General features: G+C 62.2%; 23 protein-coding genes and 1 other annotated feature (1 of these 24 running past the window's edge). Of the genes, 7 read left to right on the top strand and 16 right to left on the bottom strand.

Annotation, left to right across the window (positions count from 1 at the left end):
- From ACU5AZ_RS11640 to ACU5AZ_RS11620, 5 genes are all read right to left on the bottom strand, one after another.
- Positions 1-1,005, bottom strand: the 5' portion of a protein-coding gene (locus ACU5AZ_RS11640; RefSeq protein ID WP_446822538.1) for a SulP family inorganic anion transporter. It extends 480 nt beyond the left edge of the window; only the first 1,005 of its 1,485 coding nucleotides appear in the window; its start codon is at positions 1,003-1,005; its stop codon lies off the left edge, out of view.
- Between the two features lie 62 nt (positions 1,006-1,067).
- Positions 1,068-1,123 (bottom strand) — a sequence feature (sul1 is cis-regulatory element that is thought to sense ions involved in sulfur or methionine metabolism; They are found in Alphaproteobacteria).
- A gap of 94 nt (positions 1,124-1,217) precedes the next feature.
- Complete coding sequence (locus ACU5AZ_RS11635) at positions 1,218-2,618, bottom strand: efflux transporter outer membrane subunit (RefSeq protein ID WP_446822537.1); 1,401 nt, start codon at positions 2,616-2,618, stop codon at positions 1,218-1,220.
- A 122-nt stretch (positions 2,619-2,740) separates the two neighbouring features.
- A complete protein-coding gene (locus tag ACU5AZ_RS11630) occupies positions 2,741-5,881 on the bottom strand; it encodes an efflux RND transporter permease subunit (protein WP_446822536.1) in 3,141 nt (1,046 codons plus the stop codon).
- Between the two features lie 46 nt (positions 5,882-5,927).
- On the bottom strand, positions 5,928-7,130 hold the full coding sequence (locus ACU5AZ_RS11625) for an efflux RND transporter periplasmic adaptor subunit (protein ID WP_446822535.1): 1,203 nt from the start codon (positions 7,128-7,130) through the stop codon (positions 5,928-5,930).
- A gap of 124 nt (positions 7,131-7,254) precedes the next feature.
- The gene (locus ACU5AZ_RS11620) at positions 7,255-8,202 is read right to left on the bottom strand and encodes a phosphoribosylaminoimidazolesuccinocarboxamide synthase (protein ID WP_446822534.1); all 948 of its coding nucleotides are present in this window, start codon (positions 8,200-8,202) and stop codon (positions 7,255-7,257) included.
- Between the two features lie 155 nt (positions 8,203-8,357).
- Here ACU5AZ_RS11620 and ACU5AZ_RS11615 point away from each other — a divergent pair, with 155 nt between their 5' ends.
- Positions 8,358-9,005 (top strand): LysE family translocator, encoded by a 648-nt coding sequence (locus ACU5AZ_RS11615; protein WP_446822533.1) that lies wholly within the window; start codon positions 8,358-8,360, stop codon positions 9,003-9,005.
- Here ACU5AZ_RS11615 and ACU5AZ_RS11610 read toward each other — a convergent pair.
- The 6 genes from ACU5AZ_RS11610 to ACU5AZ_RS11585 all read right to left on the bottom strand — a co-directional run bounded on the left by ACU5AZ_RS11610 (position 8,898) and on the right by ACU5AZ_RS11585 (position 13,747).
- Positions 8,898-10,271, bottom strand: a complete 1,374-nt coding sequence (locus tag ACU5AZ_RS11610; protein ID WP_446822532.1) for an RNA polymerase sigma factor — start codon at positions 10,269-10,271, stop codon at positions 8,898-8,900. The genes ACU5AZ_RS11615 and ACU5AZ_RS11610 overlap by 108 nt on opposite strands.
- A complete protein-coding gene (locus ACU5AZ_RS11605; protein ID WP_446822531.1) occupies positions 10,271-10,624 on the bottom strand; it encodes a YciI family protein in 354 nt (117 codons plus the stop codon). Before ACU5AZ_RS11605 ends, ACU5AZ_RS11610 begins: the two co-directional genes overlap by 1 nt.
- Before the next feature lie 119 nt (positions 10,625-10,743).
- Entirely contained in the window at positions 10,744-11,916 is a 1,173-nt protein-coding gene (rlmN, locus tag ACU5AZ_RS11600; RefSeq protein WP_446825995.1) for a 23S rRNA (adenine(2503)-C(2))-methyltransferase RlmN, read from the bottom strand.
- A gap of 310 nt (positions 11,917-12,226) precedes the next feature.
- Complete coding sequence (locus ACU5AZ_RS11595; RefSeq protein WP_446822530.1) at positions 12,227-12,730, bottom strand: invasion associated locus B family protein; 504 nt, start codon at positions 12,728-12,730, stop codon at positions 12,227-12,229.
- Between the two features lie 249 nt (positions 12,731-12,979).
- Positions 12,980-13,360 carry a YkvA family protein gene (locus tag ACU5AZ_RS11590; protein ID WP_446822529.1) on the bottom strand — a complete coding sequence of 127 codons (381 nt, stop codon included), beginning with the start codon at positions 13,358-13,360 and terminating at the stop codon, positions 12,980-12,982.
- Positions 13,361-13,450: 90 nt separating this feature from the next.
- The gene (locus ACU5AZ_RS11585; protein ID WP_446822528.1) at positions 13,451-13,747 is read right to left on the bottom strand and encodes a 4a-hydroxytetrahydrobiopterin dehydratase; all 297 of its coding nucleotides are present in this window, start codon (positions 13,745-13,747) and stop codon (positions 13,451-13,453) included.
- A 57-nt stretch (positions 13,748-13,804) separates the two neighbouring features.
- Here ACU5AZ_RS11585 and ACU5AZ_RS11580 point away from each other — a divergent pair, with 57 nt between their 5' ends.
- Entirely contained in the window at positions 13,805-14,278 is a 474-nt protein-coding gene (locus ACU5AZ_RS11580) for a low molecular weight protein-tyrosine-phosphatase (protein ID WP_446822527.1), read from the top strand.
- Here the strand turns inward: ACU5AZ_RS11580 and thpR are convergent.
- Together thpR and ACU5AZ_RS11570 are read right to left on the bottom strand one after the other, a co-directional pair.
- On the bottom strand, positions 14,218-14,805 hold the full coding sequence (gene thpR / locus ACU5AZ_RS11575; protein ID WP_446822526.1) for an RNA 2',3'-cyclic phosphodiesterase: 588 nt from the start codon (positions 14,803-14,805) through the stop codon (positions 14,218-14,220). The genes ACU5AZ_RS11580 and thpR overlap by 61 nt on opposite strands.
- A 77-nt stretch (positions 14,806-14,882) precedes the next feature.
- Positions 14,883-15,518: an arylesterase gene (locus ACU5AZ_RS11570; protein WP_446822525.1), complete on the bottom strand. Its 636-nt coding sequence runs from the start codon at positions 15,516-15,518 to the stop codon at positions 14,883-14,885.
- Between the two features lie 76 nt (positions 15,519-15,594).
- Between ACU5AZ_RS11570 and ACU5AZ_RS11565 the strand changes: the two genes are divergently transcribed.
- The 4 genes from ACU5AZ_RS11565 (at position 15,595) to ACU5AZ_RS11550 (ending at position 20,717) form a co-directional block, all read left to right on the top strand.
- Positions 15,595-16,311, top strand: coding sequence for an ABC transporter ATP-binding protein (locus ACU5AZ_RS11565; RefSeq protein WP_446822524.1), 717 nt, complete (start codon positions 15,595-15,597; stop codon positions 16,309-16,311).
- Positions 16,308-18,854 (top strand): ABC transporter permease, encoded by a 2,547-nt coding sequence (locus tag ACU5AZ_RS11560; RefSeq protein WP_446822523.1) that lies wholly within the window; start codon positions 16,308-16,310, stop codon positions 18,852-18,854. The genes ACU5AZ_RS11565 and ACU5AZ_RS11560 overlap by 4 nt, the downstream gene beginning before the upstream one ends.
- Positions 18,855-19,063: 209 nt before the next feature.
- On the top strand, positions 19,064-19,831 hold the full coding sequence (locus tag ACU5AZ_RS11555; protein WP_446822522.1) for a Bax inhibitor-1/YccA family protein: 768 nt from the start codon (positions 19,064-19,066) through the stop codon (positions 19,829-19,831).
- A 127-nt stretch (positions 19,832-19,958) separates the two neighbouring features.
- Entirely contained in the window at positions 19,959-20,717 is a 759-nt protein-coding gene (locus tag ACU5AZ_RS11550; protein WP_446822521.1) for a TSUP family transporter, read from the top strand.
- Positions 20,718-20,774: 57 nt separating this feature from the next.
- Here the strand turns inward: ACU5AZ_RS11550 and leuC are convergent, their stop codons facing one another.
- The 3 genes from leuC to ACU5AZ_RS11535 all read right to left on the bottom strand — a co-directional run bounded on the left by leuC (position 20,775) and on the right by ACU5AZ_RS11535 (position 24,294).
- Positions 20,775-22,184 carry a 3-isopropylmalate dehydratase large subunit gene (leuC, locus tag ACU5AZ_RS11545; RefSeq protein WP_446822520.1) on the bottom strand — a complete coding sequence of 470 codons (1,410 nt, stop codon included), beginning with the start codon at positions 22,182-22,184 and terminating at the stop codon, positions 20,775-20,777.
- Positions 22,185-22,418: 234 nt separating this feature from the next.
- Positions 22,419-23,270 carry an amino acid ABC transporter permease gene (locus tag ACU5AZ_RS11540; RefSeq protein WP_446822519.1) on the bottom strand — a complete coding sequence of 284 codons (852 nt, stop codon included), beginning with the start codon at positions 23,268-23,270 and terminating at the stop codon, positions 22,419-22,421.
- A gap of 226 nt (positions 23,271-23,496) precedes the next feature.
- Positions 23,497-24,294, bottom strand: a complete 798-nt coding sequence (locus tag ACU5AZ_RS11535; RefSeq protein ID WP_446822518.1) for a transporter substrate-binding domain-containing protein — start codon at positions 24,292-24,294, stop codon at positions 23,497-23,499.
- A 240-nt stretch (positions 24,295-24,534) separates the two neighbouring features.
- On the opposite strand from ACU5AZ_RS11535, the gene ACU5AZ_RS11530 reads away from it, so the two are divergent.
- The gene (locus ACU5AZ_RS11530; RefSeq protein ID WP_446822517.1) at positions 24,535-25,041 is read left to right on the top strand and encodes a nuclear transport factor 2 family protein; all 507 of its coding nucleotides are present in this window, start codon (positions 24,535-24,537) and stop codon (positions 25,039-25,041) included.
- Positions 25,042-25,076: the final 35 nt, after the last annotated feature.

Genomic DNA, 25,076 nt, shown 5'->3' with positions numbered 1-25,076 from the left:
CGAGAAGGTGCCGATCGACACCATGATCATCACCGCGACCAGCGCGGCCATCGGGATGATCCGGACGATATCGTCGAGGATGAGGATCAGGAACAGGAGGAACGCGCCGGCCACGAAGGTCGAAAGCCTGCCGCGCCCGCCGGAGGTGACGTTGATCACCGACTGGCCGATCATCGCGCAACCGCCCATGCCGCCGATCAGGCTGGCGGCGATATTGCCCGCCCCCTGACCGATGCATTCCTGACTCTTGGAACTGGTGGTGTCGGTCATGTCGTCGACGATCTGCGCGGTCATCAGCGATTCGAGCAGGCCGACGGCCGCCAGCGTCACCGAATAGGGGAAGATGATCTTCAGCGTCTCGAAGGTGAGCGGCACATGCGGCAACGAGAAGAACGGCAGGCTGGACGGCAGCTCGCCGAGGTCGCCGACCGTGCGCACATTCATGCCGAAATAGAGCGAGATGCCGGTCAGCACCGCAATCGCCACCAGCGGCGACGGGATGACCTTCGTCACGCGCGGAAAGAGATAGATGATCGCAAGCCCGCCGGCGATCATGTAGTAGGTCGCCGTCGGTACGCCGATCAGTTCCGGCAGCTGTGCCATGAAGATCAGGATCGCCAGCGCATTGACGAAGCCGGTGATCACCGAGCGCGACACGAAGCGCATCACCCTGCCGAGCTTGAAGAAGCCCGCGATGATCTGCAGGATGCCCATCAGGAGCGTCGCCGCGAACAGATAATCAAGGCCGTATTGCTTGACGAGCGAAACCATGACGACCGCGGTGGCGGCGGTCGCGGCCGAGATCATGCCCGGCCGGCCGCCGGTAAACGCCGCCGTGCAGGCGATGGCGAAGGATGCGAAAAGACCGACCTTGGGGTCGACGCCGGCAATCGCCGAAAAGCCGATGGCTTCGGGGATCAGGGCGAGCGCGACGACAATGCCGGAAAGGATGTCGGCCCGGATGTTGCCAAACCAGGAGCGGTAATAGGGGGAGTGTGTTTTCATATGTCCGTCAAATATGGCGAACCGGCTCTAGGAGCGCGCCGGCATCATGCACATCGAAATGGTGTTGTCTGGCGGATAGGCGGCCAGAAGAGCCATCCGGAATTGCACCGGATCCATATGGGATGTGTTCTTATAGCCCGACGGATTGCTGCATCGCAATGAGAAAAGAACAAATTTCTGCCGCAATGCCGGGAGGCACGCGGCAGAAACGCTTACTGGGTGAGCCGTCCCGCCGCATATCCGCCGCCGATGGCGACGTTGAGCGTGACGTAATCGGCCGCCATCTGGCGGACGGCCTGCGCGAGGTTGGCCTGCGCGGTCGAAACCGAGCGCTGCGCGTCGAGAACGTCGAGCAGCGACGACGCGCCGTCCTTGTAGCTCGCCGTCGACAGCTCCAGCGCCTCGCTATAGGAGGCCACTTCGGCACGCGATGCGGAGACGGCCTTGGAGTCGCGCGACAAGGCCACCATGGCGTTTTCGACTTCCTCGATCGCGTTCAACACGGTCTGCTTCCAGGCGAGATAGGCGCTGCGGGCAGCCGATTCCTTGCTCTGCACATTGGCCCTCAACGCGCCGCCGTCGAAGATTGGCAGGTTGAGCGTCGGTCCGAAGGACCAGCTGGTGATGCCGCCGCTGGCCCCATTCGACTTGATGTAGGACGGCGAGATCGATCCGCTAAGCTTGATGCTCGGGAAGAGCTGCGCCTTGGCAACGCCGATCTCGGCAACGGCGGCCGCGAGCTCGCGCTCGGCCTTGCGGATGTCCGGACGGTTGCGAACGAGGTCGGCTGGAATGCCGGTGCGAACTGCGTCATGCGCCACCGGCTGGCCGCTCGACTTCGACAGATCGGAGACGAGCGAGGCAGCCGGCAGGCCGATCAGGGTCGCGACATGGTGGGCCGACTTGCGGAAGCTCGTCTCCAGCGTCGACATGTCGGCCAGCGTGGAATTGACGAGGCCTTCGGCCTGCACGACGTCGAGGCGCGAAGCCGCACCCGCGTCGAGGCGGAACTTGGTCAGCTCCAGCGTTTCCTGGCGGGACTTCAGGTTGTCGCGGGCAATCGCCATGCGTTCCTGATAGTAACGCACGTCGATGTAGGATGTGACGAGATCGGACAGCAGCGACAGGCGCGCCACATCGGCGCTGGCATAGGCGGCATCGAGCGAGGCCCGGGCGCTTTCCTTGGAGCGGCGGTATTCGCCAAACAGGTCGAGCAGCCAGGAGACCGACAGGCCGCCCTCGCTGGTGGATTTGTTCGTCCGGCCGGAATAGCTTCCATCGGAGCCGCTGTAGGTCTGCGATCCGGATGCCGTCAGGCTCGGCAGCGAACCCGCCCCGGCCGAGAGGACGCTGGCCTCGGAAGACTGGATACGCTCGACAGCCTGCAGCACGTCGAGGTTCTGCGCCAGGCCTTGCGCCACGAGACTGTTGAGGCGCTGGTCGGTAAACGCAGTCCACCAAGGCTTCAGGCTCACATTGCCGATGCTGGCGTTGCGGCCTTCGGAAAACTTGACCGGAAGCGGCGTTTGCGGCGCCTCGTAATCCGGTCCGACCATACAGCCGGACAGGGCAACGAACATCAAGGGCGCAAATCGACGAATGGAAAGCGTCATGTTATTCCAACTCTGGTACTGCTGATGACCCCTCGGGCCGGCGTGAGATCTCACCCGGCCTTATCGGCGCAGAGAGTGCCCTGAATGGCGGTTTCATACAATCCCGGCAGGTGACGATCGGGTCACTCATTAGGATCGGCTGACTTATCTGCCACACCTGGCTTGCGCAGGGCCTTCGCTCCGGCGAACTTGCGGATCACCACGAAGAAGCTCGGAACGAAGAAGATGCCGAGCAGCGTCGCCGCCAGCATGCCGCCGAGCACGCCGATGCCGATCGAGTTCTGGGCCTTGGATCCCGCGCCGCTGGCGACGGCGAGAGGCAACACGCCGAGAATGAAGGCGAGCGACGTCATGACGATCGGCCGAAGCCGGAGCCGTGCCGCCTCCAGTGCCGATTCCATCAGCCCCATGCCGGATTCCTGCCTGTCTCGCGCAAATTCCACGATCAGGATGGCGTTTTTCGCCGCCAAGCCGATCGTCGTCAGCAGCCCGACCTTGAAGTAGACGTCGTTGGATTGCGAGAACAGCGTGGCCGCGACAAGCGCGCCGAACACGCCGATCGGCACGGCCATGATGACCGAGAACGGGATCGACCAGCTTTCATAGAGGGCGGCAAGGCAGAGGAAGACCACCAGAACCGAGATCGCGTAAAGATAAGGTGCCTGGTTGCCGGAAAGCCGCTCCTGGTAGGAAATGCCTTCCCAGGCGACGGTATAGCCGCCGTCAATCTCCGAGACGAGGCGTTCCATCTCGTCCATCGCGGCGCCGGAGCTGACGCCCGCCCCCGCCGACCCACTGATGGAAATGGCATTGGTGCCATCGAATCGCGCCAGCGAAGGCGATCCCTGCACCCATTCGACACGCGCGAAGCTCGAGAAGGGCACCATGTCGCCGCTGGTGTTGCGGGCATACCAATAGTTCAGGTCCTCCGGCTGCATCCGGAAGGGCGCATCGCCTTCGACATAGACAGGCTTCAGGTCGCCGTTGAGGTCGAAGTCATTGACATTGGTACCGCCGTAGACCGTCGACAGCATTGCATTGACCTCGCTGAGGCTGATGCCCATAGCACCGGCCTTTTCCTGGTCGATGACGATCTTCATCTGCGATTCAAGCGACTTCGAATTGCCGCGGATCGAGTTGACCAGGGAATTCTGCGCGCCGAGTTCGGCCAGTCGGTTGGCAGCGCTGTTGAGCGCGGTCACCCCCTTATTGCCGGTGTCGACAAGATACATGGAGAAACCGTTGGTGTTGCCCATGCGGGGAATCGCCGGCGGCTGCAGCGCGAAGACCTGCGCGTCGCGAATCGTCGAGAAGAATCGCATCGCCCGTCCGGCAATCGCGCTCGCGCTCTGGTCTGCCCCCTTGCGCTCGTCGAAGTCCTTGAGCTTGACGAACAGCATGGCCGAATTCTGACCCGAGCCGCCGAAGCTGAAGCCGAGGGCCGCGAACACCGCCTGAACGTCGCCCTTCTCCTGAGTCAGATAATAGTTCTCGACCTTCTCGACGACCGCCTTCGTGCGATCTGTCGTCGCCCCGTCCGGCAGCGTGACCATCGTCATCAGGACACCCTGGTCCTCCTGCGGCAGGAAGGAGCTCGGAATCCTGGTGAACAGCCCGGCGCAGCCGATGCCAATTGCCAGGAAAACGACAAGCACCCGTATCGGCCGCTTCAGAAGCCCGCCGACCGTCTTTCCGTATCCGTTGGTGGCGCGTCCGAACCAGCGGTTGAACCATGCGGCCAGCGCATTCGGTTCCTTGTCGTGGTCGATCGGCTTCAGCATCGTGGCGCACAGGGCCGGGGTCAGGACGATTGCGACCAGCGCCGACAAGAGCATGGCCGAGACGATGGTCACCGAGAACTGCTGGTAGATGATCCCGACGGATCCGCCGAAGAAGGCCATGGGAATGAAGACGGCGGTCAGCACGAGCGCGATACCGATGATCGCGCCGGTGATCTCGCCCATGGACTTTTCCGTCGCCGCCATGGGCGACAGGCGTTCGGTCGCCATCAGGCGCTCGACGTTCTCGACCACGACGATGGCGTCGTCGACGAGAAGGCCGATCGCCAGCACCATTGCGAACATGGTGAGCGTGTTGATCGAAAACCCGGTCAGCGACAGAATGCCGAACGTGCCGAGCAGAACGACTGGCACCGCAATCATCGGGATGAAGGTCGCCCTGAGGTTCTGCAGGAAGATGAGAAGCACGAAGAAGACGAGGACAATCGCTTCGACGAGCGTTTCGACGACCTTCTCGATCGACAGCTTGACGAAGGGCGTCGTGTCATAGGGATAGACGATCTCTACGCCGCTCGGCAGACCCTTGCCAATGGTGGCAAGGGCGCTTTCGACGCGTTCCGACGTATCGATCGCATTGGCGCCGGTGGCGAGGTTGACCGCGAAACCGGCGGACGGGCTGCCGTTGTAGCGCGATTCCGATCCGTAGCTCTCCTGCCCGATTTCGATGCGCGCTACGTCACCGAGCCTGACGGTGGAGCCGTCCGCTTCCGTCTTCAGGATGATCGCCTGGAAATCGCTGACCGTCCTCAGCTGGCTCTGGGCGGTAACCGTGACGTTGATCTGCTGCCCTTCGACAGCCGGCAGGCCGCCCAGCGAACCGACGGCAACCTGCTTGTTCTGCGCCTCGACCGCCGATGTCACGTCACTCGGGATCAGCTGGTACTTGTACATCTTCATGGGATCGAGCCAGATACGCATGGCGTAGCCCGAACCGAAGACATTGATCGATCCGACACCCTCAACACGCTGGATCTGATCCTCGATCGAGGTCGACATCAGGTTGCCGAGCTGCGCGGAGGTGCGCTTGCCATCGGTCGACACGAGCGCACCCACCATCAGGATCGAGGTCGAAGAGCGTGTCACGCGCACGCCCTTCTGCTGGACGCTGTCCGGCAGCTGCGATTCCACCAGCTGCAACTTGTTCTGCACCTGGACCTGCGCAATGTCCGGGTCGATCGAATTGCCGAAAGTCAGCGTCACCGAGGCAGAGCCGGTCGATGAAGACGATGTCATATAGGTCAGGTCATCGAGACCGGTCATCGCATTCTCGATGACGGTCGTCACCGAATTCTGCACGGTATCGGCGGAAGCGCCGGTGTAGGTGGCGGAAATGCGCACCGTCGTCGGCGCGATGTCCGGATATTGCGAAATGGCCAGCGTATAGATCGACAGCGCGCCGCCGAGCATGATGACGATCGCGATAACCCAGGCAAAAATCGGTCGTCTGATGAAAAAGCTTGCCATTCAAAAATCCTGTATGGGAATGCCGTCTTGAAAGCGGGGTCAGGACCTATTTGGTCGGCTTTGCTGCGGCGCCGTCCCCTTGCGCTTCCACGTCATGCGCGACGCCGACCTTGTCCAGCGTCACCTCTTTGGTCTTCACGGCCATGCCGTCGGAAATGAATTGCAGTCCCTCGACGATCAGCTGGTCGCCGTCGGCAATCTGCGACTGGACGAGCCAGCTGTTGTTGGAAGCGGTGGCCTTGGCGAAGGTCCGCGTCTCGACCTTGCCGTCCTTGCTGACGAATTGCGCCGTCAGATTGCCTTCCGAATCGCGGCTCGCTGCCCGTTGCGGGATCAGGTAGCCCTTCTGTTCGCCGACGGTCAGGGTCGCGCGGACGAACATGCCCGGCACCAGCATGCGCTTCGGATTGGGGAAGGACGCGCGGATGCTGAAGGAGCCGGTCGCTTCGCTCACCGTCGACTTCGGCACATCGAACGTCCCCGTCTGGTCATAGCGCTCGCCGTTTTCCAGCGTCAGGCTGATAGGAGCCTCACGAACATTGCCCGTCAGTGACCCGGATTCGAGTGAGTTGCGGAAACGCAAGAGGTTCACGCTCGAATCGCTAAGATCGACATAGATCGGATCGGTCTGGCGAATGGTGGTCAATGCATCGCTCTGGCTTGCCGTCACGAGGTTTCCGACGCTGAAGGCGGAAACATCGGCGATGCCGTCGAAGGGTGCCCGGATTTCGGTATGCTGCAGATTGATCTTGGCCGACTGCAGCGAGGCCTGTGTCGAAGAGACGTCTGCCTTGGCCTGCAGGAGCGCCACCTGGGCTTCGTCGAGCGCGATCTCGGTGGCCCCGCCGCTCTTGACCAGTCGCTGATAGCGTTCGTAATTCGCTTCTGCGGAAGGCACGCTCGCCTGCGCCTTGGCCAGCGCCGCTTCGGCTTCCGCAACGGCGGCGACATAGGTGTCGTCCTCGATCTTGAAGAGCAGGTCGCCCTGTTTGACCGGCGTCCCCTCCTTGTAGGCGATTTCCTGGATCATGCCGCCAACCTGCGGCCGGATGTCGGCGGAACGGAAGGAGACAGCGCGACCTGGCAGCACGATGGTCACCGGAGCCGTCACGGCTTGCAGCTTCATGATGCCGACCGTGACTTCACGCCCGCCGGGAGGCCCTCCCGCCTTCTTGCCATCGCCTGAATCGCTACAGGCGGAAAGCGCAAACAAAAGCGGTGCGAGAACAAGGAAAATGCGTCTTTTCATGAAAATCCCGAAATATTGCGCGGCGACCGATAAGCATGCGCTAACATGTCACATCGGTGGCTGCCAATTAATTTCCGGTAATCTAACATCAATCGCCCGCATGACCAGCCCGCGGGCGGATGCCTTATTCCGGGAACAGATGCCGGAGATGCTCGCGAACCCGCGCAAGCGGCGTTTCGAAGCTGTCATCGGGAACGAACGGGCTGCCCGTAATCATCTCATAGGCTTCGATATAGACCTTCGAGGCCTCGGCGATCAGCGATGCGGGAATTTCCGGAATATCGTCCTTGTAGGGGTCGCAGCGTTCGACGACCCAGGCGCGAATGAAATCCTTGTCGAAGCTCTGCGGCCGCCTGCCGGCTTGAAAGGCTTCGTCGTACTTCTCCGAGAACCAGTAGCGCGAGGAATCCGGCGTGTGAATTTCATCGGCAAGGATGATCTTGCCGTTCTCGTCGGTGCCGAACTCGTACTTTGTGTCGACCAGGATCAGACCGCGTTCGGCCGCCAGCTCCTGCCCGCGGGCAAAGAGCGCTAGCGCATAGCCGGAAACCGTGTCCCATTGCTCCTGCGTCAGCAGACCCTTTTCGATGATCTCGGCCGGCGTCAGCGGTTCGTCATGGCCGCCGTCGAATTCCTTGCTCGTCGGCGTGATGATCGGCGCCGGCAGCGCCTGATTGTCGCGCAGCCCGTCCGGGAAGATCACGCCATACATTGTGCGCTCGCCCTTCTTGTAGAGGGTGAGGATCGATGTCGAGGTGGTGCCGGCGAGATAGCCGCGCACGACGATCTCGACCGGCAGGATATCGAGACGCTTGCCAATCACGACGTTGACGTCCGGATAGTCGATGACATGGTTCGGGCAGATGTCGGCAGTCTTCTCGAACCAGTAGCGCGCCGTCTGCGTCAGAACCTGTCCCTTGTAGGGGATGCAGGTCAGGATGCGGTCGAAGGCGCTGATGCGGTCGGTGGAAATGATGACGCGGCTGCCGTCCGGCAGGTCGTAATTCTCGCGCACCTTGCCGCGGTAATAATTCGGCAGTTCCGGAATATAGGCTTCGGTCAGGATGCGCACATCGGCCTCGCATGATGTCTTTGCCGCAACGCGGCGATTGCTGATCCGCGATAGCAAGAAGGCTTGGTGTTGGCAAGGATCGGGGCCGCCATCTTCCCCCGCGTCCGAGCCCGGTGTAAGACGGGCGCTTCGTCTTCGAACCTTGAGAGCAAACCATGGACTTCGTTCCAAGTTTCCCCACCCTGCTCACCTTCGCCGCCGCCTGCATGCTGCTGACGCTGACGCCGGGGCCGGACATGACGCTGCAGATTGGCCGGGCGCTGAAGGATGGCCGGACGGCCGCCTTCATGGTGCTGCTCGGCACCAATATCGGGCTGGTCATCCACACGGTCCTGGTCGCCTTCGGCGTTTCGGCGCTGATCGTGGCATCGCCGGCCGCCTTCTTCGTGCTGAAGACCGGTGGCGCCGCCTATCTCCTCTGGCTTGCCTTCCACGCCATCCGCAAGGGCTCGAATTTCGTCATGGCGGCGGAAGCCGGCGTCGAGCGACGCGGTTCGCACATGGAGGCGCTGCTGAACGGTTTCTGGGTCAACCTGCTGAACCCCAAGGTCGTCATCTTTTTCATGACATTCCTGCCGCAGTTCGTGCAGGCCTCCGATCCGCATGTGACCGGCAAGCTGCTCTTCCTTGGCTTCTATTTCATCGTCCTCGCCCTGCCGGTGACGATCGCCATCATTCTCGCCGCCGGTTGGCTGTCAGGATGGCTGATGGCCAATCGCCGCGTCCTGCGCTGGATCGACTACACCTTTGCCGGTGTCTTCTCCATCTTCGCGGTCAAGATCTTCTTCACCCACGCCCGCTGACGGCAGGGACGGCGTCTCGCAGCGGGCAAGTCGGCGCTCCAGGAAGCGTTTCTCCGCGCTCGACTGCGACAGGTCGATCGCGCTGCGATAGGCGAGACGCGCCGCCTCGATCTGTCCGGAGCGGACGAGAAGATCAGCATGCAACGCATGAAATGGCTGATACTGAACGAGCGCCGGCGCGATCGGCCTCAACAGCGCAAGCGCCCGTTGCGGGCCTTCATGGAACGATATAGCGGCAATCCTGTTCAACTCGAACACCGGATTGTTCGCCATGGATGTCAGCACGCAGTAAAGCAGTGCGATCTGTCGCCAGTCGGTGCGTGCGAAATCCGGCGCCTCGGCATGTAGCGCGGCGATGGCCGCCTGGAGCTGATAGGGGCCGGCCCTGCCGCGCCGCATGGCGGTATCGAGCAGTTTCGTGGCGCGGACAATCTCTTCGTGATCCCACAGCCGACGGTCCTGCTCCTCAAGCGACAGCGGCGTTCCGTCGGACGCTGTGCGCCCATGCCGGCGGGCGTGATGCAACGCCATCAGTGCCGCTAACCCTTCGACCTCGGCCTCGCCGGGCAACAGGCTCATCACCAGGTGGGCAAGCCGGATAGCCTCCTCGCAGAGATCGGTGCGCAGGATCTGGTCGCCGGCCGCGGCATAGCCTTCGTTGAAGGTGAGGTAGATGACCGCCAGGACGCTTTCCAGCCGCTCGGCCCAACTCTCTGGGCCCGGCACCTCGAAGGCGATCCCTGCTGCGGCAATCTTCTGGCGCGCCCGCACCAGCCGCTGCGCCATGGCCGTCGGACTGTCGACGAACGCGTCGGCAATCTCCTCCGTCTTCAGGCCGCTGACGGACCGCAATGTCAACGCCACGCAGGTTTTCCGATCGATCGCCGGATGGCAGCAGGCAAAGATCAGCTTGAGGCGGTCGTCTTCGATCGGCTCGTCCCGGCGCTCGTTCGCCTCAGTGATCGCGTTTTCCAGAAGAAAGGCGATATCTCCGGCCTTCCCGTCGAAATTGGCCGCGCGCCGCAGGCGGTCGATGGCCTTTCGCCGCGCGGCCTGCAGGAGCCAGGCGGCCGGCGATTGCGGCAGCCCGCTTCGCCGCCAGTGCACGAGCGCCGATTCCATCGCGTCCTGAAGACTGTCTTCGGCGAGCTGAAAGTTGCGCAGCGAGCGCACGAGGACGGCCAGCAGCCGCCCCTGGTCTTCGCGCGCGATCCGTTCGACCGCGCGCGAGACTGCATCGGCGCATTCTTCCGCGCCGGCTGGCATCAGCGATCGAACACCATGATCGGCCGCACCTCGACCGAACCGGTCGCAGCGTGCGGGATCATCGCCGCATAGCGGATGGCCTCGTCGAGGGACTGGCAATCGAGGATGTAGAAACCGCCGAGCTGTTCCTTGGTCTCGGCAAACGGGCCGTCCATGGTCTCCGTCTTGCCGTCGCGCACCCGGACGGTCGTCGCTGTGCTGGCCGGCTGCAGCGCGTCGCCGGCCACATAGACGCCGTCGGCATGATAAGTCTTGTTGCAGAGTTCGTAGCCGCCCATCATGCGGCCGAAATTTTCCGTTCCCGGAGCGGGCAAAGTCTGGGGATCCGAATAGATCAAGGCAATGTACTTCATGGTGAACCTCCGTTCGAGCAGCCTGCGCGACTGCCGCACAGGTCACCGCCTTGACGAACAGGATAAGCTCACATCGACATTGCCGACGCAATTTTTTTCGCAGACCGAAAAAAAGGGGATCAGTCGTCCTCCCCGTGGCCTGCGATCATCATCGCCTCGAAGGCCAGCCGCTCGGTCTTGCGCATCCGCTCCGACTCGGACTTCAGCTGACCGCAGGCCGCGAGAATGTCGCGACCGCGGGGCGTGCGGATAGGCGAGGCATAGCCGGCGCTGTTGACGAACTCGGCGAAGGTTTCGATCGTCTCCCAGTCGGAACACTGGTAGTTCGTGCCGGGCCAGGGATTGAACGGGATGAGATTGATCTTGGCCGGGATGCCCTTCAGGAGCTTTACCAGATCGCGGGCATCTTCCAGGCTGTCGTTGACACCCTTCAGCATGACGTATTCGAAGGTGATGCGGCGGGCATTCGACAGGCCCGGATAGGCGCGGCAGGCCTCGATCAGCTCCTTCAGCGGATACTTCTTGTTGATCGGCACCAGCATGTCGCGCAGTTCGTCGCGCACCGCATGCAGCGAGATCGCCAGCATCACGCCGATCTCCTCGCCGGTGCGGTAGATTTCCGGCACCACGCCCGAGGTCGACAGCGTGACGCGCCGCTTCGACAGCGACAGGCCGTCGCCGTCGGTCGCAATCAGGAGCGCAGTCTTGACGCTCTCGAAGTTGTAGAGCGGCTCGCCCATGCCCATCATCACGATGTTGGTGACCTTGCGGTCGCTCGACGGGATCATGGCGCCCTGCGGGACGTCGCGATCCGGGAAGTCGCCGAGCCGGTCGCGCGCCAGCAGCAGCTGCGACAGGATTTCCTCGGCCGTCAGGTTGCGCACCAGGCGCTGCGTGCCGGTGTGACAGAAGGTGCAGGTGAGCGAACAGCCCACCTGGCTCGAAATGCACAGCGTCCCGCGCCCTTCTTCCGGAATGTAGACGGTCTCGACCTCGACGGGGCGGCCGGCGCCGCGCGGCGGAAACCGCAGCAGCCACTTGCGCGTGCCGTCATTGGAGATCTGCTCCTCGACGATTTCCGGACGGGCGATCGAGAAATGCGCCTTCAGCATTTCGCGCATGTCTTTCGAGACATTCGTCATCGCGTCAAAATCGGAGACGCCGCGCACATAGATCCAGTTCCAAAGCTGCGCCACGCGCATCTTGACCTGACGCTCCGGAACGCCCTTTTCGGCCAGCGCCTTGCCCATCTCCTCGCGCGTCAGCCCGATCAGCATCGGCTTTTCAGCCATGCCGAAGCGTGCGGGGCCGCCTGTCTTTGCCACGTCGGATACGAGTACTGCGCTTTCGCCGCTCATGATCGGCAATCCTGTCTCTTCAAGAATTCGAAAAATGCTGTCGGGCCGGTCACGGTCGCGGATCAGGGTGTCAATTCCCGCCGACCAGTCGCCAGCCTCATCGGGCTGCGGCCTTGAAGGGCGCCCTTTAGCACCAAAACACCAGTCCGTCACCCCCGGCGCGGCTCGGGACGCTCGGCCAAAGGAAAAGGCCGGGAAGCCCGGCCTTTCCGAAACGCCTGAATACGGTCGTCCGCTTCAGGGACTACTTGCAGCTTTCGATCTTCTGCAGCGCCGCGGAAATGCCCGACAGCGAGTAGGAATAGCTGGTCGCGGTTCCACGCAGGGAGGTCGCCTTGACGGTCATGTTGGTGCCGGCCTTCATCGCCGCGACGAGCGAAGGCTCCTCGGCGGCGTTTTCGAGCCAGGCGGCCTTGTCCTTGACGAACATGACGAAGGTCTTGCTGTCGATGACGACGTTTACCTTCGAATCCTGCTTCAGCGTATATCCCATCATGGCCTGCGGCTCGTAGGCGATGTTCTGGCCGGGGCGCTGGGAGACGATGAAGAAATTGTCGCCATGATCGACGTTGGCCGGTTCCTTCTTGGTCGGAACCGACAGAACGTAGCAGACCGTGCCATTGCCCGACTTGTAGGAATAGGCGCCCCAAGCCTTGAACTGGTCGATACGGGTCGGCTTCTCAGCCAACGCACCGGTTGCGGTGACGAGAACGATCGAGAGTGCTGCGGTGAGACTTCTTACAAACATGGATTTCCTGCCGGTTGGTATCTTGGTCCCGGGAACGGAGGCCCAGGCAGACAGTTAAGCGGTCTGGCTCATTTTGGATTCATCCTGGTTACCAAACCGTCAACGAGAACGATAAAAGTCAGATGATAAGGCCGCGCCCACCGGCCGTTCGGGATGTCTTTGCGATCTGACCCGTTACCATCTCCTTGCCAAAGACAGAACAAATCTGGCGAGAGTTTGGCGCATTTGGCCAAACTCTCGCCATCATCGCTACGGTTTCATGGAATCATCCGCAAGGGCCCTGTCCGCCGCCTCGTAATGTCCTTCTTTGATATGGCCGCTGATCATCGCGATCGCGGCCGTCAGCACCGCCATGTCGTCGGAAAAACCGATGACGGCGAAGAAGTCGGGAATGATGTCGGCAGGCATGACGAAATAGGCAAGTGCAGCCAGCAGGATGCCCTTGACCTTTCGCGGCGTGTGCGGATCGGTCGCGCAATAGAAGGCGGCGACCGCATCACGACCGAACGGAAGCTGGCGGACCGCCTTCTTCATCGTCGGCCAAAATTTGTCGCGCACACGCTTCTCGCGCCGATCCTGTGTCTTTTCGTCGCCCGGAAGCAGAATTTCGCCATACTTGATGTCGTCCATCGAAATCCCCCTTTCTGAAGGTTTCGGCATTGAGATGGTGACTTTCGCCCAGGTTTGCCAATGAAATCGGACGTCGAGCGTCCGAAATCGTCACTCTCCGGCAGCGTCATCCATCTCGGCCGCGAGCATGAAGTCGAGGTCGGTCAGTCCCTTTGCCGAATGCGTCGACAGCGTGACGTCCACCTTGGAATAGACATTGAACCATTCCGGATGGTGATTGAGCTTCTCCGCCTTCAGCGCGATCCGCGTCATGAAGGCGAAGGCTTCTGTGAAGTCGGCGAATTTGAAACTCTTCGAGATCGCCGTACCGTCGGCATTGACCTCCCAGCCCGAAAGCCCTTCAAGTTTCGATGTGATCATGGCCGGTTCCAGTCTGTCATGTTTCATGGATGTTCTCCCGCTTCTTCCGCAGCCTCCGCAACGATCAAAGGGACCGCCGGTGAAATGACTGCCTGCAACGTGCTTTTCGTCTGTCTCGGCAACATATGCCGTTCGCCTCTCGCAGAGGGTATCTTTATGAAAACCATTGAGGAGGCGGGATGTTCCGCACGGTTTGCCGCCGATTCGGCCGGCACTGGCGCATGGCATCAGGGTGACCCGCCGGACAGCCGCTCCATCGCGGTCGCCCGCAAGCATGGCATCGACATTTCCAACCAGCGCGCCAGACAGGTGCGTCCCGAAGACTTCGAGACCTTCGACCTGATCCTCGCCATGGACCGCAACAATCTCGACCACCTCGCCCGCATCGCGCCAGCAACGCCGCGGCTCGGAATCCACCGTTTCAGCGACTATGCACTTGGCCAGCCGTCAGACATTCCCGATCCCTATTATGGCGGCGCGGATGGCTTCGAAACGGTCTACAGCATGCTCTTGACCGGTTGCGCCTCGCTCGTCGAGAAGCTCGGGAACCGGTCGTGAAGCGGAAAGACCTCTTCCGTCAGATAGGGCCCGCCACCGACGGATTCCTTCGACGACAGCAGCACGAAGCGTGAAACGACGAAGGGCGCGGTATGAAAATCGCCGCGCCCCGCAAGATAGTGTACCACGTCGTCCAGCCTGGACGCGCGCAGTCGCGCCAGCGTCACGTGAGGCGAGAACTTTCGCGGGTCCGGCGGCAGCCCGATCCTCTGGCAGATGCGCTCGATTTCTCCCTGCAGCTGGTACATTTCCGGCGCCTGGGTCACACCAGCCCAGACCGAATGCGGTTTCTTCGACCCGAAGGAACCGATACCGTTCAGACTGATTTCGAATTCGGGCCGATCGATCCGGTCCAGCCGGTCGACGATCTCGTCGGCTGTGCGTCCGTCGACGTCACCGATGAAGCGCAGGGTAATGTGATAGTTCTCGACGTCGATCCATCGAGCTCCAGGCAATCCTCCGCGCAACAATGAAAGACTCATTGCCGCATGACGCGGAATTTCGAGGGCGGTAAACAGTCTCGGCATGGCGAGCTCCCCGAATCTATGACTGGTATTCACAACCGATCATGCATTCAAATGGTACGCAAGTCCTTAATTTTTATTCACTGAATCCCGCTGATGAATTTTTCGGCAAGCGGGAGCGACTTCTCCACCATGATGTCGACGCCCTTTGCATCGGGATGCATCCCGTCCGACAATTGCGTGCCCTTCACGGTCACCACGCCATCGAGAAAGAACGGATAGAGCGGCAATTCGTAGGTCTCGGCAAGCTGTGGATAAATCGCGTTGAAGCGCTTGGCATAGTCCTCGCCCATGTTGGGCGGCGCCATCATGCCGACGAGCATGACCGCAATGCCGCGCTCCTTGAACCGCTCGATCATGGCGACCAGGTTCTTCTCCGTTTCCTCCGGCGCAAGGCCGCGCAGAGCGTCATTGGCGCCGAGTTCGAGGATGACGCCGTCGGTTCCGTCCGGCACCGACCAGTCCGCCCGGGCAAGCCCGTCGCGCGTCGTGTCGCCGGAAACGCCGGCATTGCTGATCGACACGTCGAAGCCCTTGGCCTTCAGCGCCGCCTCCAGCTTTGCCGGATAGGCATCGCCTGCCGGCAACTGGTATCCGGCCATCAGGCTGTCGCCGAACCCGACCAGCTTGAGTTCTTTGGCCTCCGCCACTCCGCCGATGCCGGCAAATAGGCCCGTCATGACGAGGAATTGAACGATTGCGGCTTTAAATGACATGGAGGCTTTCCTAGATTGTTTTGATCTCGGGCCCTGGAGCACCGGATTTCCTTGCAACAATATAGGGCGCCGCATCGTGAGTGAAACCATCATCGAAATGCGCAACGCGGATCTGACGCTCGGCAACGGAGCCGTCTCGGTCCATGTCCTGAAGAATGTCGGCCTGAAGATTGCCAAAGGCGAATCGGTTGGCATCGTCGGACCGTCCGGATCCGGCAAGTCGACGCTGCTGATGGTGATGGCCGGGCTGGAAAGGCTCGACAGCGGCGAGATCCATCTCGGCGAGGCGGCTCTCCACGCGATGCATGAGGATCAACTTGCCGATTATCGCGGCCGCAACATCGGCATCGTCTTCCAATCCTTTCACCTGATCGCCAACATGACAGCGCTCGAAAACGTCGCCGTCCCGCTGGAGCTCGCCCGGGTCAAGGATGCATTTGACATCGCCCGGCGGGAATTGACAGCCGTCGGATTGGGTGAGCGCATGCACCATTATCCCGGCCAGCTTTCGGGCGGCGAGCAGCAGCGCGTCGCCATCGCCCGGGCGCTGGCGCCCTCTCCGGCGGTCCTGATCGCCGACGAGCCGACCGGCAACCTCGATACTGAAACCGGCCGGCAGATAGCCGATCTCCTGTTTGCCCAGCAGGCGGAGCGCGGCATGACGCTGGTTCTCGTTACGCACGATCCGGCGCTCGCCGCCCGCTGCTCGCGCCAGATCCGCATGCGGTCAGGACAGATCGAACCGGCCGCCTCAGCTGTCACTGCCGACAACAGCCAGGCGGCGCTCGCATGAACCAGGCGAAATTCCGTCTTGGCCTTGCATGGCGGCTGGCATCGCGGGAACTGCGCGGCGGCCTGAAAGGGTTCTACATCTTTCTCGCCTGCATCGCGCTCGGCACTGCGGCGATTGCCGCCGTCAACTCCATTTCCGGCGCCATCACCGGCTCGATTTCCTCGCAGGGACGCGACTTGCTCGGCGCCGATCTGCGCTTCGAACTGAACAACCGGGAAGCCTCGCCGGACGAACTTGCCTATCTGCAAGGTCTTGGCGACGTCGCCGTCTCCACCGGCACGCGCTCGATGGCCCGCAAGGCGAACGGTTCCGACCAGTCGCTGGTCGAGGTGAAGGCGGTCGACGACGCCTACCCGCTCTACGGCAAGCTCAAAACCACGCCCTCCGAGCCGACCGCGCAGTTGCTGTCGGAAAAAGACGGCAGCTACGGAGCGATTGCCGCGCCGATACTGCTGGACCGGCTCGGCCTCAAGGTCGGCGATCCGCTCCTCCTCGGCGACCTGAAGCTTGTCATCAAGGCGCGCCTCGACAATGAGCCGGACGCCCTCTCCGAAGGCTTCGGCTTCGCGCCGCGCCTGATCGTCAGCCGCCAGGCGCTGTCTGTCTCCGGCCTTGTTCAGACCGGGAGCCTCGTCGAAACGGCCTACAAGGTGAAGCTGCCTCCCGGTCACGCTCCCCTTCCCCGCATCATTGATGCCGCGAAGGCAAAGTTCCCGGATGCCGGCTGGTCGATCCGCTCCAGCGCCAACGCCACGCCGGCGCTCACCAACAATATCGAACGATTCACGCAGTTCCTGACGCTCGTCGGCCTGACCGCGCTGATCGTCGGCGGTGCGGGCGTCGCCAATGCGGTCCGAGCTTTCCTCGATTCCAAGCGCACGACGATTGCCACCTTCAAGTGCCTGGGCGCGCCCGCATCCGTCGTGGTCATGATCTATCTCATCCAGATCATGATGATCGCCACCGTCGGTGTCCTCATCGGCCTCGTCATCGGCGCGATTGCGCCGTTCATCGCGCTCAAGTTTCTCGCCGGCATCCTGCCGGTCAGCGGTGAAGCGGCGCTCTATCCGTCAGCGCTGGCGATTGCGGCCGTCTTCGGCTACCTGACGACGCTCGCCTTCGCCATTCTGCCGCTCGGCCAGACGCGGGAAATACCGGCGACCGCACTTTTCCGCGAGCAGGGTTTCGAGGGACGCCGCTGGCCTTCATGGCCATATCTCGCCGTTGCCACCGCCTCGCTTCTGGCGCTCGCCGGTCTGGCGTTGCTGATGGCCGACGACCGCTTCATCGCCGGCGTCTTCATCGTCGCGACAGCCTGCGCCTTCGTCGTCCTGCGCGCGGTTGCCGCCGGCATTGCGGCAATCGCCCGTCGCGCGCCGATTGTCAATTCGCCGGCCCTGCGCCTCGCGATCGGCAACATCCACCGCCCCGGCGCGCTCACATCCCCCGTCGTGCTGTCGCTCGGCCTCGGTCTCGCGCTTCTGGTCACGCTCACCATGATCGACGGCAATCTGCGCCGCGAACTGACCGGCAAGATCCCCGATCAGGTACCGAACTTCTTCTTCGTTGGCATCCAGGCCAGCGAGATCGATGCCTTCCGGACGCTGGTGAAGGAAAAAGCGCCCGAAGGCAAACTCGTGGAAGTGCCGATGCTGCGCGGCCGCATCATGGCCTTCAACGGCGAGGATGTGGCAAAGATGAACGTGCCGCCCGGCGGCCGCTGGGTTCTGCGCGGCGATCGCGGTATCACCTATGCCGACGCCCTGCCCGAGAACTCGACATTGACCGAAGGCAAGTGGTGGGCGCCGGACTATGCCGGCGAACCGCTCGTGTCGTTCTCGGCGGACGAAGCACGCGACTTGGGGCTGAAGCTCGGCGACACCGTCACCGTCAACGTCCTCGGCCGCAACATAACCGCCAAGATCGCCAACTTCCGCGATGTCGAATGGCAATCCCTGTCGATCAATTTCGTCATGGTCTTCTCGCCCAATACCTTCCGCGGCGCACCGCACGGCTGGATCGCAACGCTGACGGATGCGGGCGCCAGCGGCACCGAAGAAGCCTCGATCATGCGGGAGGTGACCAACACCTTCCCCGCAGTGACTACCGTCCGGGTCAAGGACGCGCTGGACCTCGTCAACAAGCTCGCCGGTCAGATCGCCACCGCGATCCGCGCCGCAGCCGCCTTCGCGCTCGTCGCCTCCATCCTGGTGCTCGCCGGGGCGCTGGCGGCTGGCAATCGCGCCCGCACCCACGATGCCGTGGTCTTGAAAACGCTGGGCGCGAAACGCACGACGCTGATCCGCGCCTTTACCTACGAATATCTGATCCTCGGTGTCGCGACCGCAGTTTTCGCCCTGCTCGCCGGCACCGCAGCGTCCTGGTATGTGGTCGAGCAGATCATGCATCTGAACGCCGTTTTCCTCCCGGAGGCGGCGATCGCGACGCTCGTCATCGCGCTTGTCGTGACCATCGGCGTCGGCCTCGCCGGCACCTGGTCGGTGCTCGGAAAGAAGCCGGCTTCGGTATTGCGGGAGCTGTAAAACAGGTCGGGCTTAATTAACCAGAGCATTAAAAATCGGTAAGGTTGGGCTCACCCCGATAAATTCGGAGTGATCAGGTCTTGTATCGGATGAAATGTCACCTCATATTTCGATGTGAAATAAAAGTTCCCCGCGCGGGCGCATGCTGACAATGCTTAAGGCGCATATGTCGAAACGCATTGCCGGGCTTCACCAAAGAGAGGAAAACTATGGCAGATCTTCGCAATTTCCAGACCCAAGCCGGCGTACGCGCCGACACGGCCGTGGATCAGGGCCTGCGCGCCTACATGCTGAAGGTTTACAACCTGATGGCAGGCGGCGTTGCGCTGACCGGTGCCGCAGCTTACGGCCTTTCGGCGTTGGCAACGACGTCTGATCCGTCCCAGGCCGCCGCACAGATGGGCGACATCATGCTGACCAGCCTGGGTGTCGCCATCTACACCTCGCCGCTGCGCTGGGTCATCCTGCTGGCTCCGCTGGCTCTGGTCTTCTTCCTGAGCTTCCGTGTTCAGAAGATGAGCGCTTCCGCCGCGCAGACGACCTTCTGGGTCTATGCCGGCCTGATGGGCCTGTCGCTCTCGTCCATCTTCCTGGTCTACACCGGTGCGTCGCTGACGCAGACCTTCTTCGTGGCTGCAGCCTCGTTCGGCGCCCTGTCGCTCTACGGCTACACGACGAAGCGTGACCTCTCCGCCATGGGCTCGTTCCTGGTGATGGGTCTGTTCGGTCTGATCATCGCGTCGCTGGTAAACCTGTTCCTCGCCTCTTCGGCGCTGGACTTCGCGATCTCCGTCATCGGCGTACTGATCTTCGCCGGCCTGACCGCGTGGGACACCCAGAAGATCAAGGAAAACTACTTTGAAGCCGATGGTAACGAAGTGGCCAGCAAGAAGGCGGTCATGGGTGCACTCACCCTGTACCTCGACTTCATCAACCTCTTCCTGTTCCTGCTTCGCTTCATGGGCGACCGCCGCTAACAGCGAACGGACGAAATGGAATGACGGAGAAGGCGGCCCACGGGCCGCCTTTTTCTTTTGCCGTGGACGATGGATCGAATCCGGCGTAATCGGGGTGCAATGACAATCGATTCGTACCGGTGATTGCATGACCGAAATGGCAGGCGCGAGCATCTATCAATATGCACTGGTCGCCGCCGTTGCCTTCTTCGCCTCCATCCTCGGCGGCGTTTCCGGTTACGGGACCGGACTTCTTCTTCCACCCGTCCTCATCCCGATCATTGGCGCACAGGCAGTCGTGCCGGTTATCGGCCTCGCCTCCATCCTGACCAATCTCGGCCGGCTGGCGGCCTATCGCGACAAGATCGAATGGAAGAAGGCCGGGCTGGTGCTTGCCGCCGCCCTGCCCTTCACGCCGCTCGGCGCCTACGCCTACACCTGGCTGTCGGGTGCGGCGGTCACCATGCTGATCGGCTGCATGATCATCATCCTCGTTCCGGCCCGCCGCGTGCTGGCGCGCCGCAACGCCGTTCTGCCGCCGGCCGGCCTGGCAGCGGCAAGTGCCGGCTTCGGATTGATGGTCGGAGGCACCGCCGGGTCCGGCGTCTTCCTGATTTCCATCCTCCTTGCCGCGGGCCTGAGCGGTGCATCGGTGATCGCCACCGATGCCGGCGTGTCCTTCCTGCTCGGCATCGCCAAGACGGCTGTTTTCCAGGCTTCAGGCTTCCTGCCGTCCGCCATGTGGATCATGTCGATCGTCATCGGCGTCTGCGCAATCCCGGGCGCCTTCGTTGCAAGGCGGCTGACCCGGCGCATGTCCGACCTCCACCACGTCTACCTCCTCGACGCCGTCGTCATTTTCGGCGGAGCACTGATTGTCGTGGAAGCCTTTCGCGCCGGCCTCTGACATGCAAAAAGGCCGCCCCGAAGGACGGCCCTTTCAATGTGATCAGGCTTTCGCCGCTTACTTCCAGTCGCGGATATCGACGAAGTGGCCGGCGATCGCGGCGGCCGCAGCCATGGCCGGCGAGACGAGATGCGTGCGGCCCTTGAAGCCCTGACGGCCTTCGAAGTTGCGGTTGGAGGTCGAGGCGCAACGCTCGCCCGGCTTCAGCCGGTCGTCGTTCATCGCCAGGCACATGGAGCAGCCCGGCTCGCGCCATTCGAAGCCGGCCGCCTTGAAGATCTTGTCGAGGCCTTCGGCTTCCGCCTGTTCCTTGACGAGACCGGAGCCCGGCACGACCATGGCGCTGACGGTCGAGGCGACCGTCCTGCCTTCGACAACCTTGGCGGCGGCGCGCAGGTCTTCGATGCGGCCATTGGTGCACGAACCGATGAAGACGCGGTCGATGGCGATATCCGTCATCTTGGTGCCGGCCTTCAGGCCCATGTAATCGAGCGCGCGCTTCTTGGACGTGCGCTTGTTCTCGTCGGCGATGTCGTCCGGGTTCGGAACGACGCCCTGGATCGAGACGACGTCTTCCGGCGACGAGCCCCAGGAGACGATCGGCGGCAGGTTGGCGGCGTCGAGAACGACGACACGATCGAAGTGCGCGCCTTCGTCGGAATGCAGCGTCTTCCAGTAGGAGATCGCCTGTTCCAGCTCCTCGCCCTTCGGCGCGCGCGGCTTGTTGGCGATATACTCGAAGGTCTTCTCGTCCGGCGCGATCAGGCCGGCGCGGGCGCCGCCTTCGATCGTCATGTTGCAGACGGTCATGCGGCCTTCCATGGAGAGCGAACGGATCGCCTCGCCGGCAAATTCGATGACGTGGCCGGTGCCGCCGGCCGTGCCGATCTCGCCGATGATCGCCAGGATGATGTCCTTGGCGGTCACGCCTTCCGGCAGCTGACCATCGACACGCACCAGCATGTTCTTGGCCTTCTTCTGGATGAGCGTCTGGGTGGCGAGCACATGCTCGACTTCCGACGTGCCGATACCGTGTGCCAGAGCGCCGAATGCACCATGCGTCGAGGTGTGGCTATCGCCGCAGACGATCGTCATGCCCGGCAGGGTGAAGCCCTGCTCCGGCCCGACAATGTGGACGATGCCCTGGCGCTTGTCCTTTTCGGAATAGTACTCGACGCCGAAGTCGGCGGCGTTCTTGGCAAGCGCCTCCACCTGGATGCGGCTTTCCTCGTTCTTGATGCCTTCGACACGGTCCGGCGTGGTCGGCACGTTGTGGTCGACGACGGCGAGCGTCTTCTGCGGCGCGCGCAGCGGCCGGCCGGCCATGCGCAGGCCTTCGAAGGCCTGCGGCGACGTCACTTCGTGAACGAGGTGACGGTCGATGTAGAGAAGACAGGTTCCGTCGGCCTGTTGGTCGACCAGATGGTCGTCCCAGATCTTGTCGTAGAGTGTGCGGGGTGCGCTCATGGCTTCATATCCGTCTTGTTTTTTGAAATGGGAACGTGCAGTCGTCCGCAAGGGCTGCGGCAGTCATTGCGTCAGGATAGGCGGCTGGTGAGCGCCCCGGAAACGCGCGCGAAAAAGCGTGCCGGCAGACGCTTGTGGTCCTGCAGCACGTAGATATGAGGCGCGAGACATCCGAATTTAGATCCCATGGGCGGGGCTCATACCAATTTTTCGCCAGAGTGGCAATTCATATCGTCAGGCCGAACGGGCCGTCTTGTCGCGCCCGCCCTCGATGCGAGACGGCATCGCGCTCATTCTCCGCTCCAGCCTGCGCAGGAGAAGCGACAGCCCGATCGTCAGGATCAGGTAGACATAGGTGACGATCGAATAGGTCTCGAAGAAGCGGAACGAGCCGGACGCGTAGACCTTGCCCATCTGCGTGATGTCCGCGACGCCCAGCACGGAGACCAGCGACGAGTCCTTGACCATCGACACGAAGTCATTGGAGAGCGGCGGCAGGATGATCCGGACCGCCTGCGGCAGGACGACGAGCCGGAAGCGCTGGAAGCGCGAGAGCCCGAGCGCTTCGGCTGCCTCGATCTGTCCCTTGTCGACCGACTGGATGCCGGCCCGGAAGATTTCGGCGATGAAGGAGGCATAACCGAGCGTCAGCGCGATGATCGCCCGCCACATCAGCGAGACGTCGCGCACCAGCAGCGGTTCCATCGCGCCCCGCTCGATCAGCGGCGTCATGATGAAATTGACAGCGGCGACGATGCCCGGCGCGCCGACGAAGGCGACATAGAAAAGCAGGACCAGCATGGGTATGCCGCGCACCACCTCGACATAGAAGCGGGCGATCTGCCTCAGCGCCACATTGCCGGCCATGCCCAGAAGCGCGATGCCGAGGCCGAAAACGGTCGCCAGGCTGAACGCGACGATCGTCACGAAGACCGTGGTCCACGCCCCCTTCAGCACCACCTGGAAGACCTGCGCATAGATGTCGTTGACCGCGATGACCACAGCCAGCGCCAGCCCGATCAGGACAAGCGTGTAGAGCCACCAGGGGCGATCGCCCCCATTGGTGGGCTGCGTCTGCATGGTCATGAGCGTGTGCCCCCGCCATTGCTTCCGCGCGAGCACCCCTCCCCAACCCCTCCCCACAGGGGGGAGGGGCTATCCAGCCCGACCCAATTCCTATTTTTGGGCAAGTGGCGCGTCATGTGAATGCGTAAGTTACGCAGGAGATGTGCAGCACGGAGCCCCTCCCCCTTGTGGGGAGGGGTTGGGGAGGGGCTTACAGCCATGTTTGACCGGCAGCTCAAGATTGCGATCACTCGCCCATCTTGTAGTCGAGGAACCACTTCTTGTTCAGCGCATCCATGGTGCCGTCGGCCTTCATTGAGGCGATGGCGGCGTTGACGGGTGCTACGAGGTCGGAACCCTTCTTGAAGATGAAGCCGAAATCCTCGGAGCCGAGCGGGCCGCCGACGATCTTCAACCCGCCATTCGACTGGCTGACATAGCCCTGGCCGGCCGTGTTGTCGGTCAGTACCATGTCGACGTCGCCGGTCTTCAGCGCCTGGACCGTCGCACCGAAGGTCTCGAAAAGCTTGATGCGTGGGTTCTGCTCGTTGCCGTCCAGCACTTCGTAGACGGCCGTGTAGAACTGCGTCGTGCCCGGCTGCGAGCCGATCAGCAGCTTGTCATTGGCACCGAAGGTCTTCGCATCGGTGAAACGGTCCTCGTCACCGCGCACCAGCATGAACTGCTCGGAGCGCATGTAGGGATCGGAGAAGTCGACCTTCTCCTTGCGGTCGTCCTTGATCGTGATGCCATCCATGCCAATGTCGAACTGGCCGTCGGAAACGGCCTGGATCATCGCGTCCCAGCTGGTGTTCTGGTAGGAGACCTTGGCGTTCAGCCGCTTGGCGATCTCGTTCATCGCGTCATATTCCCAGCCGATCTGCTCGCCGGTCTTCGGATCGACGAACTGCAGCGGCGGATAGGCGTTTTCCGTGACGACCACGATCTCCTTGCCGCCGAGGTCCGGCAGCCCGTCCGCATGTGCGGTGAACGGAAGAAGCGAAAGGGCGGCAAGCCCGGCGAGAAATGCGCGTCTCAGCGGCATGGAAATCTCCTGGATTATGGCGGCGAAACACTGTCACAACAGGACGGTCGATTGCAAGGCGAACGAACGGAAGACCCACGACTTGCGAACGCGACGGTTCCCTGAACCTGCCTATCGGCGGAAAAGGTGCCTTCTTTCAAATGTCACCGCCCGCTTCTATCTCAAAAGTCCCCGGATCGATGCGCAACGCTGCGCATGATCGCATCGCCACCCAAGGCTGAACAGGAAAGGGATACTCCGATGAAATTGATGCCGACCCTCGCGATTGCCGTAAGCCTCCTTGCCGGCACGGTACCGTTCGCAACGCCGGCCTTCCCCCAGGAGGCGGTCGTTGCCGCCGCCGACAAGGAGGCGCTGTTCACCAGCCCCGATCCCAAGCTCAATGCCAACAAGCAGGTCGCCTATCACATCATGCGCGATCTCCTGGAGGCAAATCACTGGGAGCTCGCCGACAAGTATCTGACCGAACGCTACATCCAGCACAATCCGAACGCCGCCTCCGGCCGCCAGTCGGTCATCGACTTCTTCGTCAAGGTGCTGAAAGCGAAGCCGACGGCGATCCCGGAGAAGCTCGGCCTGCCGGTGGTCTTCGTCAACGCTGAAGGGGATTACGTGACGGTTGCGACGGTGCGCACCGAGAAGGACCCAAAAGACCCGACCAAGACTTACACCACCACATGGTACGACACCTGGCGCTTCGTCGACGGCAAGGCGGATGAACACTGGGATTCGTCCCCGAAGTTCTGATCCGAAACATCAGGCAGAAACAGGAAAAGCCCGGC

The sequence above is a fragment of the Rhizobium sp. PAMB 3182 genome (assembly GCF_052908355.1).
Note: the sequence above shows the minus strand (reverse complement) of the source record. Positions and strands in the feature narration are given on the sequence as shown.

Coding starts and splice junctions, on each gene's coding strand:
- ACU5AZ_RS11635 (WP_446822537.1), bottom strand. CDS start 2,618: ATGACGCTTTCCATTCGTCGATTTGCGCCCTTGATGTTCGTTGCCCTG.
- ACU5AZ_RS11630 (WP_446822536.1), bottom strand. CDS start 5,881: ATGGCAAGCTTTTTCATCAGACGACCGATTTTTGCCTGGGTTATCGCG.
- ACU5AZ_RS11625 (WP_446822535.1), bottom strand. CDS start 7,130: ATGAAAAGACGCATTTTCCTTGTTCTCGCACCGCTTTTGTTTGCGCTT.
- ACU5AZ_RS11615 (WP_446822533.1), top strand. CDS start 8,358: ATGGACTTCGTTCCAAGTTTCCCCACCCTGCTCACCTTCGCCGCCGCC.
- ACU5AZ_RS11610 (WP_446822532.1), bottom strand. CDS start 10,271: ATGCCAGCCGGCGCGGAAGAATGCGCCGATGCAGTCTCGCGCGCGGTC.
- ACU5AZ_RS11605 (WP_446822531.1), bottom strand. CDS start 10,624: ATGAAGTACATTGCCTTGATCTATTCGGATCCCCAGACTTTGCCCGCT.
- rlmN (WP_446825995.1), bottom strand. CDS start 11,916: ATGGCTGAAAAGCCGATGCTGATCGGGCTGACGCGCGAGGAGATGGGC.
- ACU5AZ_RS11595 (WP_446822530.1), bottom strand. CDS start 12,730: ATGTTTGTAAGAAGTCTCACCGCAGCACTCTCGATCGTTCTCGTCACC.
- ACU5AZ_RS11590 (WP_446822529.1), bottom strand. CDS start 13,360: ATGGACGACATCAAGTATGGCGAAATTCTGCTTCCGGGCGACGAAAAG.
- ACU5AZ_RS11585 (WP_446822528.1), bottom strand. CDS start 13,747: ATGAAACATGACAGACTGGAACCGGCCATGATCACATCGAAACTTGAA.
- ACU5AZ_RS11580 (WP_446822527.1), top strand. CDS start 13,805: ATGACTGCCTGCAACGTGCTTTTCGTCTGTCTCGGCAACATATGCCGT.
- thpR (WP_446822526.1), bottom strand. CDS start 14,805: ATGCCGAGACTGTTTACCGCCCTCGAAATTCCGCGTCATGCGGCAATG.
- ACU5AZ_RS11570 (WP_446822525.1), bottom strand. CDS start 15,518: ATGTCATTTAAAGCCGCAATCGTTCAATTCCTCGTCATGACGGGCCTA.
- ACU5AZ_RS11560 (WP_446822523.1), top strand. CDS start 16,308: ATGAACCAGGCGAAATTCCGTCTTGGCCTTGCATGGCGGCTGGCATCG.
- ACU5AZ_RS11555 (WP_446822522.1), top strand. CDS start 19,064: ATGGCAGATCTTCGCAATTTCCAGACCCAAGCCGGCGTACGCGCCGAC.
- ACU5AZ_RS11550 (WP_446822521.1), top strand. CDS start 19,959: ATGACCGAAATGGCAGGCGCGAGCATCTATCAATATGCACTGGTCGCC.
- leuC (WP_446822520.1), bottom strand. CDS start 22,184: ATGAGCGCACCCCGCACACTCTACGACAAGATCTGGGACGACCATCTG.
- ACU5AZ_RS11540 (WP_446822519.1), bottom strand. CDS start 23,270: ATGACCATGCAGACGCAGCCCACCAATGGGGGCGATCGCCCCTGGTGG.
- ACU5AZ_RS11535 (WP_446822518.1), bottom strand. CDS start 24,294: ATGCCGCTGAGACGCGCATTTCTCGCCGGGCTTGCCGCCCTTTCGCTT.
- ACU5AZ_RS11530 (WP_446822517.1), top strand. CDS start 24,535: ATGAAATTGATGCCGACCCTCGCGATTGCCGTAAGCCTCCTTGCCGGC.